At 26.2% G+C, this 14747-nt stretch carries 18 protein-coding genes; all 18 read left to right on the forward strand.

Features of this window, described 5'->3' with window-relative positions; translation table 11 throughout:
- Position 1 precedes the first annotated feature (1 nt).
- Complete coding sequence (locus E0D94_RS08395; RefSeq protein WP_130807018.1) at positions 2-1975, forward strand: chemotaxis protein CheA; 1974 nt, start codon at positions 2-4, stop codon at positions 1973-1975.
- An 11-nt stretch (positions 1976-1986) separates the two neighbouring features.
- Entirely contained in the window at positions 1987-2424 is a 438-nt protein-coding gene (locus tag E0D94_RS08400) for a chemotaxis protein CheW (protein ID WP_130807020.1), read from the forward strand.
- A complete protein-coding gene (locus E0D94_RS08405; protein WP_130807022.1) occupies positions 2424-3038 on the forward strand; it encodes a chemotaxis protein CheC in 615 nt (204 codons plus the stop codon). Before E0D94_RS08400 ends, E0D94_RS08405 begins: the two co-directional genes overlap by 1 nt.
- Position 3039: 1 nt before the next feature.
- Positions 3040-3519 (forward strand): chemotaxis protein CheD, encoded by a 480-nt coding sequence (locus tag E0D94_RS08410; protein ID WP_130807024.1) that lies wholly within the window; start codon positions 3040-3042, stop codon positions 3517-3519.
- A 25-nt stretch (positions 3520-3544) separates the two neighbouring features.
- Positions 3545-4261: a FliA/WhiG family RNA polymerase sigma factor gene (locus E0D94_RS08415; RefSeq protein WP_130807025.1), complete on the forward strand. Its 717-nt coding sequence runs from the start codon at positions 3545-3547 to the stop codon at positions 4259-4261.
- A 23-nt stretch (positions 4262-4284) separates the two neighbouring features.
- Positions 4285-5646 (forward strand): DUF342 domain-containing protein, encoded by a 1362-nt coding sequence (locus E0D94_RS08420; RefSeq protein ID WP_130807027.1) that lies wholly within the window; start codon positions 4285-4287, stop codon positions 5644-5646.
- A gap of 19 nt (positions 5647-5665) precedes the next feature.
- A complete protein-coding gene (locus E0D94_RS08425; protein WP_130807029.1) occupies positions 5666-6061 on the forward strand; it encodes a DUF6115 domain-containing protein in 396 nt (131 codons plus the stop codon).
- Between the two features lie 141 nt (positions 6062-6202).
- Entirely contained in the window at positions 6203-6907 is a 705-nt protein-coding gene (gene rpsB / locus E0D94_RS08430) for a 30S ribosomal protein S2 (RefSeq protein ID WP_130807385.1), read from the forward strand.
- Between the two features lie 86 nt (positions 6908-6993).
- Complete coding sequence (gene tsf / locus E0D94_RS08435) at positions 6994-7641, forward strand: translation elongation factor Ts (RefSeq protein WP_130807030.1); 648 nt, start codon at positions 6994-6996, stop codon at positions 7639-7641.
- A gap of 104 nt (positions 7642-7745) precedes the next feature.
- Positions 7746-8462, forward strand: coding sequence for a UMP kinase (gene pyrH, locus E0D94_RS08440; RefSeq protein ID WP_130807031.1), 717 nt, complete (start codon positions 7746-7748; stop codon positions 8460-8462).
- 2 nt (positions 8463-8464) lie between these two features.
- Complete coding sequence (gene frr / locus E0D94_RS08445) at positions 8465-9022, forward strand: ribosome recycling factor (RefSeq protein WP_130807032.1); 558 nt, start codon at positions 8465-8467, stop codon at positions 9020-9022.
- Between the two features lie 3 nt (positions 9023-9025).
- Complete coding sequence (locus E0D94_RS08450; protein WP_130807033.1) at positions 9026-9214, forward strand: hypothetical protein; 189 nt, start codon at positions 9026-9028, stop codon at positions 9212-9214.
- A gap of 48 nt (positions 9215-9262) precedes the next feature.
- Positions 9263-10015 carry an isoprenyl transferase gene (locus tag E0D94_RS08455; RefSeq protein WP_130807034.1) on the forward strand — a complete coding sequence of 251 codons (753 nt, stop codon included), beginning with the start codon at positions 9263-9265 and terminating at the stop codon, positions 10013-10015.
- An 18-nt stretch (positions 10016-10033) separates the two neighbouring features.
- Complete coding sequence (locus E0D94_RS08460) at positions 10034-10798, forward strand: phosphatidate cytidylyltransferase (RefSeq protein ID WP_130807035.1); 765 nt, start codon at positions 10034-10036, stop codon at positions 10796-10798.
- 38 nt (positions 10799-10836) lie between these two features.
- Positions 10837-11988: a 1-deoxy-D-xylulose-5-phosphate reductoisomerase gene (locus tag E0D94_RS08465; protein WP_130807036.1), complete on the forward strand. Its 1152-nt coding sequence runs from the start codon at positions 10837-10839 to the stop codon at positions 11986-11988.
- Positions 11989-12004: 16 nt separating this feature from the next.
- Entirely contained in the window at positions 12005-13006 is a 1002-nt protein-coding gene (gene rseP, locus E0D94_RS08470) for an RIP metalloprotease RseP (protein ID WP_130807037.1), read from the forward strand.
- 8 nt (positions 13007-13014) lie between these two features.
- On the forward strand, positions 13015-14064 hold the full coding sequence (gene ispG / locus E0D94_RS08475; protein ID WP_423213402.1) for a flavodoxin-dependent (E)-4-hydroxy-3-methylbut-2-enyl-diphosphate synthase: 1050 nt from the start codon (positions 13015-13017) through the stop codon (positions 14062-14064).
- A 34-nt stretch (positions 14065-14098) separates the two neighbouring features.
- Positions 14099-14746 carry an MgtC/SapB family protein gene (locus tag E0D94_RS08480; protein ID WP_130807039.1) on the forward strand — a complete coding sequence of 216 codons (648 nt, stop codon included), beginning with the start codon at positions 14099-14101 and terminating at the stop codon, positions 14744-14746.
- Position 14747: the final 1 nt, after the last annotated feature.

Genomic DNA, 14747 nt, shown 5'->3' on the forward strand with positions numbered 1-14747 from the left:
AATGGAGATTAACCAATATACAGACATATTTATAGAAGAATCTAATGAGCATTTACAAAGTATGAATGATTGTTTATTAAAGCTTGAAAGTGAGCCAGAAAATATTGAATTATTAAATGAGATATTTAGAGTATCACATACATTAAAGGGTATGGCAGCTACTATGGGGTTTGAACAGATGTCAAAACTTACACATCAAATGGAAAATTTATTACAAGAGTTAAGAAGTGAAAAAATTAGTATAGACACTAAAATTGTAGATATTTTGTTTGAATGTTTAGATAACCTTGAAAATTACATAAAAAACATTTCTGAATTAGGAAATGAAGGTGATTTAGAAACTGAGTTTTTAGTTGATAAAATTAATAATATACTATTTAAAGATGAAAAAGATAATACACCAGAAAATAAAAATGAAGATGATAATTATTATATAAATAATATATTAATGCAAGCAAAAAAAGATGAACTAAATGCATTTAATATAACTATAACAATAGATGATAACTGTATGTTAAAAGCAGCTAGAGCATTTATTGTTTTTAATGCTTTAGAAGATTATGGTGAAATAATAAAGTCAATACCTTCCTCAGAAGATATTGAAGATGAAAAATTTGATAATGAATTTGAAGTTTTATTAGTAACTAATAATGATAATAAAACAATATATGAAGAACTCACTTCTATATCTGAAGTTTCAAGTGTTACAATTAAATCAGTAATTGAGGATAAGTTAGAAAAAGAAAAAAGTAAAAAAGAAAATGTACCTATTGATAAGTCAAATGATATAGTTAAAGGCAAGAATACTAAAAAGAATATATCAAATAAAAAAATAGGAAAAACTGTAAGAGTAGATATTGAAAGATTAGATAATTTAATGAATTTAGTTAGTGAGCTTATTATTATAAAGACGCGTATGGAAGATATAGATAATACAAATAGTAAGGAAAGTATGAGTGAAGCTACAGAATATCTTGAAAGAATAACTACTAATTTACATGATGCAGTAATGAAAGTTAGAATGGTACCTATAGAAAGAGTATTTAATAGATTCCCTAGAATGGTTAGAGATTTATCCAAAGATTTAGGAAAAGAAATAGAACTTAAAATGATAGGTGAAGAAACAGAGGTTGATAGAACTGTTATTGATGAGATTGGTGATCCTTTAATACATTTAATAAGAAATTCTATAGATCATGGTATAGAGACTCCAAGTGAAAGAAAGAAAAATAAAAAAGTTCCTAAAGGTACTTTACTTTTGAAGGCATTCCCTGATGGAAATAATGTTGTAATAGAAGTTCAAGATGATGGAAATGGTATAGACATTGAACGAGTAAAAGAAAAAGCAATAAAAAATAATATTATTTCTACTGAAGTTGCTAACCAAATGGATGATAATGAAGTTCCAGAATTATTATTTATGCCAGGTTTTAGTACTACTGATGAAATAACAGACATATCCGGTAGAGGGGTAGGCCTAGATGTAGTAAAATCTAAAATTAATTCTATAGGCGGAATAGTAGAAATAGAAACAGAACAAAAGAAATACACCAAATTTACAATAAGAATACCTTTAACTTTAGCGATAATACAAGCTTTATTAATAAAATTAAAGGAAGAAATTTATGCTATACCTCTTAGTTCTATAAAAGAAATTACAACTATAGAATCAAATAATATTAGGAAAATTCAAAATAAAGAAGTGATTTTATATAGAAATAAAACGTTACCTATTGTTAGGTTAAATAAGGTTCTTGATATAGAATCAGATGAAGATAAAAAGGAATTAATAATAGTTATAGTAAAAAAAGGTGAAAAAGAAGCAGGGGTTGTAGTAGATCAATTAATAGGACAACAAGAAATAGTAATAAAATCATTAGGAAAATATTTAGCAAAAATAAAACATCTTGCAGGAGCTACAATATTAGGAAATGGAAGTATTTCTTTAATAATAGATACTAATTCATTATTTTAAAGGAGGAAATTATGAAAGAATATAATCAATATGTTATTTTTAAACTTCAAAAAGAAAATTATGCAATAGATATATCTTTAGTAAAAACAATTGAACGTGTAACACATTTTACACGAGTACCAAATTCAGAAGAATATATTACTGGAGTAATAAATTTAAGAGGTGAAGTAATACCTATTATAAATTTAAGAAAAAAATTTGGATTAGAAGATAATTTAAATATTAAAGAATCTAGAATAATAATAACTCACAGTAATGATATAAGTGTAGGATTACTTGTAGACTTATCTTCTGAAGTAATTGATTTAGATTTAAATGAAATTGATAATCCTCCAAATTTAAACAATGATGATAATTATGATTATATAAAAGGTATAGGTAAAAAAAATGAAGAATTGTATTTAATTTTAGATTTAGATAAAATATTAGATTTAGAGAGAGAAGAATAATGAATTTAGATATTAATAATTTGAATACTATGTTATTAGATGTATTGAAAGAATTAGGTAATATTGGAGCTGGAAATGCTGCTACAGCTTTAGCACAAATGCTTAATAATAAAGTAGACATGGATGTACCTCAAGTAAGATTATTAAACTTTTCAGAAGTTGATAATTTAATTGGTGGTGCAGAAAATCCTGTTGTAGGAATTTATTTTTTCATTAATGGAGATATAGTAGGAAATATAATGTTTATATTAGATTTAGAATCTTCTAAAAATTTAATTGAAATATTATTAAATAAAGAAAAAAAAGATTATGATTTAAATGAGTTTGAAATATCTGCATTATCAGAAGTAGGTAATATTTTGGCATCGTCATATATAAACTGTTTAGCTAAAATGACTAATCTTAATTTAAAAACATCAATACCTTCTATTTCAATAGATATGGCAGGAGCTATTTTAAGTGTGCCTGCTATACAATTTAGTTATGTATCTGATAAAATACTTTTTATAGAAACAGAATTTAGTGAAAACAATAAATCAATAAATGGAAATTTATTGTTAATTCCAGACATTGATTCTTTTGACATACTATTAGAAAGTTTAGGTGTCTCATAATATGGACGCTATTAAGGTAGGAATGGCTGATTTAAATATAGTTAAAGAAGGTACATTAGTTACATTAGGTTTAGGTTCATGTGTGGGAATTGCAATATATGATAAGAGAAAAAAAATTGCTGGTTTAGCTCATATAATGCTTCCATCAAGTAAAGAAATAAAAAATAATTCTAATAAAGCTAAATTTGCAGATTCAGGGATTGAATTATTAATTAATAAAATGGAGTCTATTGGGGCAAATAAGATTAATATGGTAGCAAAATTAGCTGGTGGAGCTCAAATGTTTAAATTTAATAATAATAATGATATTCTTAAAATTGGAGAACGAAATATTATAGCATCTAAATCAAAGTTAAAAGAACTAGGGATAAAACTTATATCTGAAGATACAGGTGGAAACTTTGGAAGAACTATTGAATTTAGTAGTTATGACGGAAGTTTGAAGATTAAAACAATTGGTTTTGGTATGAAAATTATATAATTAACACTCCGGTAGGAGGGATATTATGATAAGAGATGAAATATGGAAAGTATATAAAGCTAATCAGGATTTAAAGAGTAAAAATGCACTAATTGAAAAATATGCATATATGATAAAAATTGTCGCCAGTAGAATGTATAATTTTTATGGAGGTAATGTTGAGTTTGATGACTTAGTTGGTTATGGAGCTTTAGGGTTAATAGATGCTATAGAAAAGTTTGACATTAAAAGAGAAGTTAAATTTGAAACGTATGCTCAACTAAGAATTAGAGGTGCTATTATTGATAATTTAAGAAAAAATGATTGGGTGCCTAGAACACTTAGAAAAAAAGCTAAGTTGATTCAAAATACTATAAATGAATTAGAAAATCAAACTGGATCAATAGTATCAAATCAAGATATTTCCAAAAAAATAGATATTTCAGTAGATGAAGTAGAAAAAATAATAAATGAAATTCATCTATTTAATATTACATCTCTTGATGAAACTATTTATAAAACTGGTAAAGAGCCCTTGGACATGTCAGAAAGTCCAGAGAATAAAATAGAAGAAAAGGAATTTCTAAATAAATTAACTCATTCAATTGAAAAGCTTTCTAAAAAAGAAAAAAAAGTAATAACACTTTATTATTATGAAGAATTAAATTATAAAGAAATAGGGAATATTTTAAATCTATCTGAATCTAGAATTTCTCAGATTCATAGTAAAGCTATTAAAGATTTAAAAAACAAGCTTATATAATTATAATAAAAAGGAATGATTTAATGGAAGGAATTAATTTAATTATTGATAAAAATAATATGAATGCATCTATAGAATTTTTAAAAGTTGATGATGAAGCTAAATTTTTAAATTATAAAGAGATTCTAGATATAGTTGAAGAAAAAATAAAATTCGGACTAGATAAATTAAAATTAAAAGATATAGTTAAAAATCAGATATACGGTAAAAGAATATGTATAGCTGAAGGAAAAGGACCTATAAATGGTGAAGATGGATATTTAAAATATAAATTTAATATAAAAAATAAATTGAAACCTTCTATGTTAAACAATGGTAAAGTGGATTTTAGAGATTTAGGTTTTTTTGATAATGTTAAAAAAGGTCAAATATTAGCTGAAATAATAAGTCCTACAAAAGGAAAAGATGGAGTCAATATTTTAGGAAAAAAAATTTCTTCAAGTAATGGAAAAGAAGCAAATATAAAATTAGGTAAAAATGCTGTAAGATTTGAAGATAAGATAGTTTCAAAAATAGATGGACAAGTAAAACTTAATAATGGAAAAATAGAAGTCCTAAATACGTACACAATTAATAGTGATATAAATAATGAAACAGGCAATATTGAGTATAATGGAACACTAAAAATAATGGGCTCTATAAACCCAGATTTTAAAGTTAAAACTTTAGGGGATATATATATTGGTGGCGTAGTTGAAGATTCAAAGGTTCAAAGTGAAGGAGATATTTATATCTCTAAAGGTATAACTGGAAAAAACAAAACATTCTTACAAACTGAAGGTAAGTTAGTGACTAAATATATAGAAAATTCTACTGTTATAGCTAAAAGTGATATTTTATCAGATGATATTTTACACAGTAAAGTACATTCTCGTGGAAGTATAATTGTTGATGGAAGAAAAGGTTTAATTGTAGGAGGAGAATGTAAGGCACAATTAAGTATTCAAGCAAAAGTTGTAGGCTCTTATATGGGGACTTATACTTTATTAGAAATAGGTAATGATCCGAAGCTAAAAGAAGAATTAGAGTTAATGAAAGATAAAATAAATAGCATAGATGATAATATAGAGCAAATGTTAAAATCAATTAATTTACTTAAAAGTAAGTATAAAAACAACAAATTGTCTCCTAAAAAAATGAATTTATTTAAAAAATTATTAAACACATATCCAACTTTAAAAGATCAAAAAGAAAAATTAGTCAATGAGTATAATTTCAAAAAAGATAAATCAAATTATTTGTCTGAGGGTACTATTAAAATACTTGATAAAGTCTATCCTAGGACTAAGATAATTATTGGGAATTATGAAATGAATATTAAAAATATAATAAAAAGTAGTGAATTTTTAGTAAAAGATGGAGAAATAAAAGTTTCAAAACTTTAAAACATAAAGGAGAAAATATATGATATTAAGTCTACTTATATTGGGTATATTATTAATAATAGTATCGATACTATTATTAATAAAGTTTAAAAATGAAGAAGATATCAAATATAATAGAATAAATAAGATTTATAATGAAATAAATGAATATAATGATACATTAGATGATATTATTTTAAATTTAGATTTCTTAATTAATAATAACGATATTAAATCTACTGATAAAGAAAAAAAAGTAAAAGAAACAGTAGATTTAAATAATGATAAATCAAGTAAGGTCAGTACTGATACTAAGAGTAAAATTTACTCTTTATATGATAAAGGGAATACTATTGATGAAATAGCTAAATTACTAAATAAGGGAAAACGTGAGATTGAGATCATATTAAAACTAAATAATTTAAATAAATTTTAAAAAACAGTTGAAATTAGTCATAGTTTCGTGGTATACTATCAGAGGTGAAAATACACACACTCATTAATTCTTTTAGGTGTGCCTTAGATGGTTCTAAAAGAAAATGATGTGAGTGGAGGAAAAAACAAAGGAGGTGTAGTAATGTCAGTTATAAGTATGAAACAACTTCTTGAGGCAGGTGTTCATTTCGGACATCAAACAAGAAGATGGAATCCAAAAATGGCTGAATATATATTTACTGAAAGAAATGGAATCTATATAATAGATCTTCAAAAAACAGTAAAGAAGGTAGAACAAGCTTATAATATTATAAGAGATGTCGCTGCAGAAGGTGGAGAAATACTTTTTGTAGGAACAAAGAAGCAAGCACAAGAATCAATAGAAAGTGAAGCAAAAAGAAGTGGTATGCATTATGTAAGTCAAAGATGGCTTGGAGGAATGCTTACTAATTTCAAGACTATTAATAAAAGAATTAATAGACTTCATGAACTTAAGAAAATGGAAGAAGATGGAACATATGATTTACTTCCTAAAAAAGAAGTTATACAATTAAAACATGAAGAAGAAAGACTTGAAAAGTTTCTTGGTGGAATTAAAGACATGAAAAGATTACCAGATGTATTATTCGTAGTCGATCCTAGAAAAGAAAAAATTGCTGTTAGAGAAGCAAAAATTTTAGGTATTCCTGTAATTGCAATAGTTGATACTAATTGTGATCCAGATGAAGTAGATTATGTAATACCAGGAAACGATGATGCTATTAGAGCAGTTAAGCTACTTACTGAAACTATGGCAAATGCTGTATTAGAAGGTAAGCAAGGCGAACAAATAGAAGATAATGAATAATCTAAATGGTAAGGGCATATAAGGGATTTTTCCCTTACTACTCTTGCCATTTATTAATATTAACTAGAAAATGAGGAGGAGTCCAAATGGCAATAACAGCGGCAATAGTAAAAGATTTAAGAGAAAAAACTGGTGCAGGTATGATGGACTGTAAAAAAGCTTTAGTAGAAACTGAAGGAAACATTGATGAGGCTATAGAGTTATTAAGAGAAAAAGGACTTTCAAAAGCTGCAAAAAAGGCTGATAGAGTAGCAGCTGAAGGAATAATAGAAGCATATATTCATGGTGGAAGAATAGGTGTAATGGTAGAAGTAAATAGTGAGACAGATTTTGTTGCTAAAAACGAAGGATTTAAAGATTTTGCTAGAGATGTTGCTATGCAAATTGCAGCTCAAAATCCAGAATTTGTTTCAAGAGAAGAAGTACCAGCAGATAAAATTGAAGCTGAAAAGAAAATTTTGAGACAACAAGCATTAAATGAAGGTAAACCTGAAAAAATAGTTGATAAAATGGTTGAAGGAAGAATTGAAAAATATTATAAAGAAGTATGTTTATTAGAACAACCTTTTATAAAAGATCCTGATAAAACTATAAAGGACTTATTAAATGAAAAAATAGCAAAATTAGGAGAAAACTTAAAAATCAGAAGATTTACTCGTTATGAAGTTGGCGAAGGCATAGAGAAAAAAGAAGAAAACTTTGCTGATGAAGTAGCTAAGCAAATGGGAAAATAATCACTTATTTAAATGGAGAACATTAAATGTTCTCCATTTAAATAAGTAAAATAAAAAAGGTATTTTTATATTTATGTAGAATAATATAATTTAGGAGTGTTTATATGGATAAACCTATATATAAAAGAGTGGTATTAAAATTAAGTGGAGAAGCTTTAAGTGGAGATAAAAAATTTGGCTTAGATGAAAATACAATAATAAAAATTGCAAAACAAGTAAAGAATCTTCAACAATCAGGAGTGGAAGTAGCTATTGTTGTTGGCGGAGGTAATTTTTGGAGAGGTAGAAGTAGCAAAGAAATGGATAGAAGTACTGCGGATTATATGGGAATGCTTGCTACTGTTATAAACTCTCTTGCTATGCAAGATGCTCTTGAAAATATAGGAGTATTAACTAGAGTACAGACTGCTATTGAAATGAGGCAAATTGCAGAACCTTATATTAAAAGAAAAGCAGTAAGACATTTAGAAAAAGGAAGAGTAGTTATATTTGCTGCAGGAACTGGTAATCCATATTTTACAACTGATACTACTGCTGCTTTGAGAGCTGCTGAAATTGAATCTGAAGTTATTTTATTAGCAAAAAAAGGAGTAGATGGAGTATATGATTCAGACCCTCAAGAAAATCCAGATGCTAAGAAATTTGAAAAATTAAAGTATAAAGAAATATTAAATTTAGAACTTAAAGTAATGGACTCCACCGCTGCATCACTATGTAAAGATAACAATATACCAATAATAGTTTTTAGTATTGAAGAACCAGAAAATATAACAAAAGTTGTATTTGGTGCTGAAATTGGTACAAAATTAAAGGAGGATTAGTTATGTATTTAGATGTTCATAAAAATGTAGAGAATAAAATGAAGAAAACTGTAAAAACTTTTAATGAAGAACTTAAAACAATAAGAGCTGGAAGGGCAAATCCATCATTATTAGATAAGATAATGGTAAATTATTATGGAGCAGCAACACCATTAAATCAAATTGCAAATATTTCAGTTCCGGAAGCAAGACAATTATTGATATCTCCATGGGATGCAAATTCTCTTACAGAAATTGAAAAAGCTATACAAAAAAGTGATTTAGGATTAAATCCTTCAAGTGATGGCAAAACTATTAGACTTATAATTCCACAATTAACTGAAGAAACTAGACGTGATATGATTAAGACATTAGGTAAAATAGCAGAAGCATCCAAGGTAGCTATTAGAAATGAAAGAAGAAATGCAAATGATGAATTGAAAAAATTAAATAAAAAAAGTGAATTATCTGATGATGAATTAGTAAAGGCAGAAGATAAAGTTCAGGAATTAACTGATACTTATATAAAAGAAATAGACAGATTAGCAAAGGAGAAAGAATCTGAATTAATGGAGGTTTAAACTTTGGATAATCTTGATATTATTGGCTTGCCATTAGAAGAAGCTTTCAATTTAATAGATAATGATCTTTCTATTAATATAGTAGAAACAAAAGGAACTAATAAAAAATTCGTAGATAATCTAGAACATTTACGTGTGATTAAATTTGACATAAAAGAAAATTCAATTAAAATTATAGTATGTGCATTTTAATCCCCTTCTTTTAGAAGGGGTTTTAATCATTATAGTGGAGGTATTAAATTGGATATATTTAAAAATAATAACAATATAATTTTTAAAGAAGAAATCAAAAAAAAAGAATTACCTAATCATATAGCTATAATAATGGATGGTAATGGGAGATGGGCTAAAAAAAGATTTCTTCCTAGAACTGCAGGTCATAGAGAAGGAGTAAAAAGGGTTATGGATACAGTAGAAGAGTGTGGCAATTTGGGTATAAAACATTTAACTCTATATGCTTTTTCAACAGAAAATTGGAGTAGACCAAAAGATGAAATAGATTATTTAATGAAGTTATTAGTTGAATTCTTAAGAAAAAAGTTGAACAAAATTCATAATAACAATGTAAGAATAAATATATTAGGAGATATTTCTATATTGGATAAGAATATTGTAGAAGAAATAGAATATGCTATAGATCTAACCAAAAATAATACTAAATTAGAATTAAATATAGCATTAAATTACGGTGGCAGAGATGAAATATTAAGAGCTAGTAAATTATTATATGAAGACATTAAAAACAATAGAGTATCAATAAATGATATAAATGAAGAAGAATTTAAAAAATATTTATATACTGGAAATCAACCAGATCCAGATATATTAATAAGAACAAGTGGTGAGAAAAGACTAAGTAACTTTTTAAACTATCAAATTGCTTATACTGAATTTTTCTTTATTGATGAGAATTGGCCTGAATTTTATCCTGATAAATTACATAGGGTAATATATGACTTTCAAAATAGAAATAGAAGATTTGGAGGAATTTAATTATGAGGTGGTTTAAAAATGAAAACAAGAATAATTAGTGGTTTATTAGGTAGTATAATTTTACTTTTAACAGTTATAACTGGAGGAATTGTTTTAAAATTTGGTGTATTAGTAATTAGTTTAATAGGTATAAAAGAGTTTATACAAGCATTTAAACATATAGAAATAAAAATTACCAAATATTTATATTTATATGCTATTTCTTTATTTATAATATCAATATTTGGTTCTTTTCAAATAATTAATTTTACTATTATAATAAATTTTTTAATACTTATGTTTATATATGTGTTTAATAAGGATTATAATATTTATGAAATAGCTTTAAGTTTACTTTGTAGTATCTATATACCTTATTCATTGATTCATATATCATTTTTAAGTGAAAATATATTGGTTTGGTTGATATTTATAATTGCTTTTGCAACGGATACTTTTGCATATTTCACAGGGAGATTAATTGGAAAGCGAAAATTAGCACCAATACTTAGTCCTAAAAAAACCATTGAAGGAGCAGTTGGTGGGTTATTAGGATCTATAATTACAACTTTAATTTTTGTGAAATTTATAGGGATGACTAATATATATATGTATATATTACTTGCTTTAATTTGTTCTATAGCTTCTATTATAGGAGATTTATCAGCATCTAAAATTAAAAGATATATAAAAATTAAAGACTATGGAAATATTATGCCTGGTCATGGAGGAATATTAGATAGATTTGATAGTATACTATTTATTGCTCCTTTAGTGTTTTATTTTATTAATTATTTTATATAAGTTATAATAGTTATACAGATTAAGTTAGGAGTGGTTTTTTGAAAAACATTGGAATTCTTGGTTCTACTGGTTCTATTGGAACTCAAGCTTTAGATATTATAAGAGAAAATAAATCTTTATTTAATATAACAGCATTAAGTGGAAATAATAATATTGATTTACTAGAGAAACAAGCACTTGAATTCAAACCTGAAATCATTGCAGTTTTTAATAAATATAATGCTGATGTATTAAAAACAAAATTAAAACCTTATAATATAAAAGTTTATAGTGGGTTAGAAGGGTTAATAAAGTTAAGTGAATATGAAAATATAGATATTTTAATTACTTCAGTTGTAGGTATGATAGGATTAAAGCCAACACTTGCTGCAATAGAAAGTGGAAAAACTATTGCATTAGCTAACAAAGAAACTTTAGTAACTGCAGGAAATATAGTAATAGAAAAAATCAAAAAAAATAAAGGTTCTTTATTACCTGTGGATAGTGAGCACTCTGCTATTTTTCAATCTTTAACTTCAAAGAAAAAAAATGAAATAAATAAAATTATTTTAACAGCTTCAGGAGGACCTTTTAGGGGTAAAAATAAAGAAGATTTGATAAATATAAACTATAAAGATGCTCTTAAACATCCAAATTGGGATATGGGAAGAAAAATTTCAATTGATTCATCTACTTTAATGAATAAAGGATTAGAAGTGATAGAAGCTAAATGGTTATTTGATGTAGATGTAGAAGATATAGAAGTTGTAGTACATCCTCAAAGCATAATTCATTCAATGGTTGAATATATTGATGGTAGCGTTATAGCACAACTTGGAGTTTCAGATATGCGTATACCAATACAATATGCTTTAACATATCCTGATAGAATTAACAATAATTTAGAAAAATTAAATCTAACTGATATATATAAGTTAACTTTCGAAAGCCCTGATTTAGAAACATTCCCTTCTTTATCTCTTGCATATAGAGCTTTAAGAGAAAATGGTACTATGCCTTCTGTTTTAAATGCATCTAATGAAGTATTAGTAGATTTATTTTTAAAAGAAAAAATTAAGTTTTATGATATACCAAATACAATAGAGAAGATACTAGATATTCATAAGAATATAAAAAACCCAACTATTGATGATGTCTTATATAGTGACGATTGGGCAAGAAGAAAAGTAAAAGAATTATTAAAACTTTAATATAGGAGTGAAGTATATGACTACAGCAATTACAGCGATTATAATATTCTTTATCGTAGTATTGGTACATGAGTTTGGACATTTTGCTACTGCAAAATTAGTAGGTATAAAAGTTCAAGAATTTTCTATAGGTATGGGACCTAGAATTACAAAATTTAATAAGGGAGAAACAGAATATTCATTACGTATACTTCCTATAGGTGGCTATGTTAAAATGGAAGGTGAAGATGAAAAGTCAGAGGATGAAAGAAGTTTCAGCAATAAATCTCCTATTTCTAGAATTTTAGTTTTAGCTTCTGGTGCTATAATGAACTTTTTACTAGCTTTAATTATATATTTTGTAATATCAATAGTTGTAGGTTCACCAACTACTACTATTGATAAGGTGACTGAAAATGGTCCGGCAGATATTGCTGGTATTAAAAGTGGAGATGAAATTGTATTAATTAATAATAAAAAAATTGAAAGTTGGCAAGAGAGCAAAGATATAATAACTAATACAGAAGATAAAATTAATATTACTGTTTTAAGAGATGGGGAAAGTTTAAGTTTTTCTTTAACACCTCAGAAAGATGAAAATGGTAATAAATTAATTGGAATAAGCTCAAAGACTATACCATCTTTTATAGGATCTATTAAATATGCTTTTAATAATCTTATATTTATGATATCTCTAATGTTTGATTTCATCAAAATGGCACTTACTGGTAATGTTAGTACTTCAGATGTTGCTGGTCCTATTGGAGTAGTTCAATTAATTGGTGAGACTACAAAATATGGTTTTTTAAGTGTATTAAATTTAGCTGCATTTATAAATATCAATTTAGGATTTTTTAATTTGCTTCCAATTCCAGCATTAGATGGAAGTAGAATATTATTTATACTTATAGAGTTATTAAGAGGAAAACCACTAGATCCTGAAAAAGAAGGAATGATTCATTTTATTGGTTTTGCAATATTAATGGCTTTAATGATATTTATATCTTATAATGATTTAAGTAGATTAAATATTTTTTAGGGGTGTTAATAATGAGAAATAAGACAAAAAATTTTTACTATGGTAATGTTGGGATAGGTAGTGATTTTCCAGTTACTGTACAATCTATGACAAATACTGATACAAGAGATATAAAAAAAACAGTATCGCAGATTAAACTTTTAGAACAAGTGGATTGTGACATTATAAGACTTGCTGTTCCTGATATGGAGTCTGCTTTAGCTTTAGAAAAGATAAAAAATCAGGTTGATATTCCTATTATTGCAGATATTCACTTTGATTATAAATTAGCACTACAAGCAATAAAAAGTGGAGTTAATGGCCTTAGGATTAATCCAGGTAATATTGGTAATAAAGAAAGAGTTAAGGAAATAGTAAATAGATGTAAAGAAAAAGATATTCCTATAAGAATAGGTGTTAACTCTGGATCTATAAAGAAAGAATTTTTAGAAAAATATGATGGGGTTAATGTAAACTCTATGGTAGAAAGTGCAATGGAGCATGTAAGAATATTAGAAGAAATGAATTTTGAAAAAATTGTATTATCGGTAAAGTCTACTGATATTCATATGACAATAAAAGCATATGAAAAACTATCTCAAATTGTAGATTATCCACTTCATATTGGAATAACTGAATCAGGATCAATTTGGAAAGGGACTATTAAATCATCTATAGGTATTGGTTCATTACTTGCTAAAGGTATTGGTGATACTATAAGGGTATCTCTTACTGGAAGTCCTATAGAAGAAGTAAAAGTAGGAAAACAAATTTTAAGATCACTAGGTTTACTAAATGATAAAATTGAGGTAATTTCATGTCCTACATGTGGAAGAACACGTATTGCATTAGAAAAGATAGTTAGTGAAGTTGAAGAAAAAATAGAACATATGAATAAGCCTATTAAAGTAGCTATTATGGGGTGTGAAGTTAATGGTCCTGGTGAAGCTAAAGAAGCTGATATTGGAATTGCAGGTGGTAATGGATTAGGATTAATATTTAAAAAAGGCAAAGTAATAAAAAAAGTGAAAGAAAATAATCTTATTGATGAACTGGTAAAAGAAATAGAAAAATTATGATTTTAGTATAGTGAGGTAGATTAAAATAGATTATATGGAAATAGCTCTTAAATTAGTTATATCTATAATTTTATCTGGAATAATAGGAATAGAAAGAGAAAGTATAAAAAGACCTGCTGGATTTAGAACACATATTTTAGTATGTGTAGGTGCAACTTTAGTAATGATTGTAGGACTATATATATCAGATGACTTTAGATATTCAAATGTAGATCCTACGAGAATTGGAGCACAAGTAATAAGTGGTATTGGTTTTCTTGGTGCTGGTACAATAATAAAAGAAGGCGTTTCTGTAAAAGGTCTAACCACTGCTGCAAGTTTATGGGCTGTTGCATGTGTTGGACTGGCTATTGGTGCTGGATTTTATTTTGGAGCAATTTTAGTTACTTTTTTAATATTTATAACTTTGTTATTGTTTTCTAGTATTGAAAATAAATTTTTAAGAAATGATAAATATTTGAAAATAAGATTAGTAACAATAAATAAGCCAGGACAACTTGGTAAAATTGGTCAAGTTACCGGAAATATGGATTTAACAATAGTTTCAATTGATTTTAACCATATAGAAGATGATAAAATTATAATTAACTTATTGCTTAAAAGTAATAAAAAAACTGATAATGTTGAAGTTATAAGTGAATTATCTCAAATTAAAGATGTACTTAAAATAACCCATAAGTAAT

Source organism: Senegalia massiliensis, assembly GCF_900626135.1.
Taxonomy (GTDB): Bacteria; Bacillota; Clostridia; order Tissierellales; family SIT17; genus Anaeromonas; species Anaeromonas massiliensis.

What these genes read in the sequence shown, in the direction of transcription:
- E0D94_RS08395 (WP_130807018.1), top strand. Translation starts at nt 2, where the DNA reads ATGGAGATTAACCAATATACAGACATATTTATAGAAGAATCTAATGAG.
- E0D94_RS08400 (WP_130807020.1), top strand. Translation starts at nt 1,987, where the DNA reads ATGAAAGAATATAATCAATATGTTATTTTTAAACTTCAAAAAGAAAAT.
- E0D94_RS08405 (WP_130807022.1), top strand. Translation starts at nt 2,424, where the DNA reads ATGAATTTAGATATTAATAATTTGAATACTATGTTATTAGATGTATTG.
- E0D94_RS08410 (WP_130807024.1), top strand. Translation starts at nt 3,040, where the DNA reads ATGGACGCTATTAAGGTAGGAATGGCTGATTTAAATATAGTTAAAGAA.
- E0D94_RS08415 (WP_130807025.1), top strand. Translation starts at nt 3,545, where the DNA reads ATGATAAGAGATGAAATATGGAAAGTATATAAAGCTAATCAGGATTTA.
- E0D94_RS08420 (WP_130807027.1), top strand. Translation starts at nt 4,285, where the DNA reads ATGGAAGGAATTAATTTAATTATTGATAAAAATAATATGAATGCATCT.
- E0D94_RS08425 (WP_130807029.1), top strand. Translation starts at nt 5,666, where the DNA reads ATGATATTAAGTCTACTTATATTGGGTATATTATTAATAATAGTATCG.
- rpsB (WP_130807385.1), top strand. Translation starts at nt 6,203, where the DNA reads ATGTCAGTTATAAGTATGAAACAACTTCTTGAGGCAGGTGTTCATTTC.
- tsf (WP_130807030.1), top strand. Translation starts at nt 6,994, where the DNA reads ATGGCAATAACAGCGGCAATAGTAAAAGATTTAAGAGAAAAAACTGGT.
- pyrH (WP_130807031.1), top strand. Translation starts at nt 7,746, where the DNA reads ATGGATAAACCTATATATAAAAGAGTGGTATTAAAATTAAGTGGAGAA.
- frr (WP_130807032.1), top strand. Translation starts at nt 8,465, where the DNA reads ATGTATTTAGATGTTCATAAAAATGTAGAGAATAAAATGAAGAAAACT.
- E0D94_RS08460 (WP_130807035.1), top strand. Translation starts at nt 10,034, where the DNA reads ATGAAAACAAGAATAATTAGTGGTTTATTAGGTAGTATAATTTTACTT.
- rseP (WP_130807037.1), top strand. Translation starts at nt 12,005, where the DNA reads ATGACTACAGCAATTACAGCGATTATAATATTCTTTATCGTAGTATTG.
- E0D94_RS08480 (WP_130807039.1), top strand. Translation starts at nt 14,099, where the DNA reads ATGGAAATAGCTCTTAAATTAGTTATATCTATAATTTTATCTGGAATA.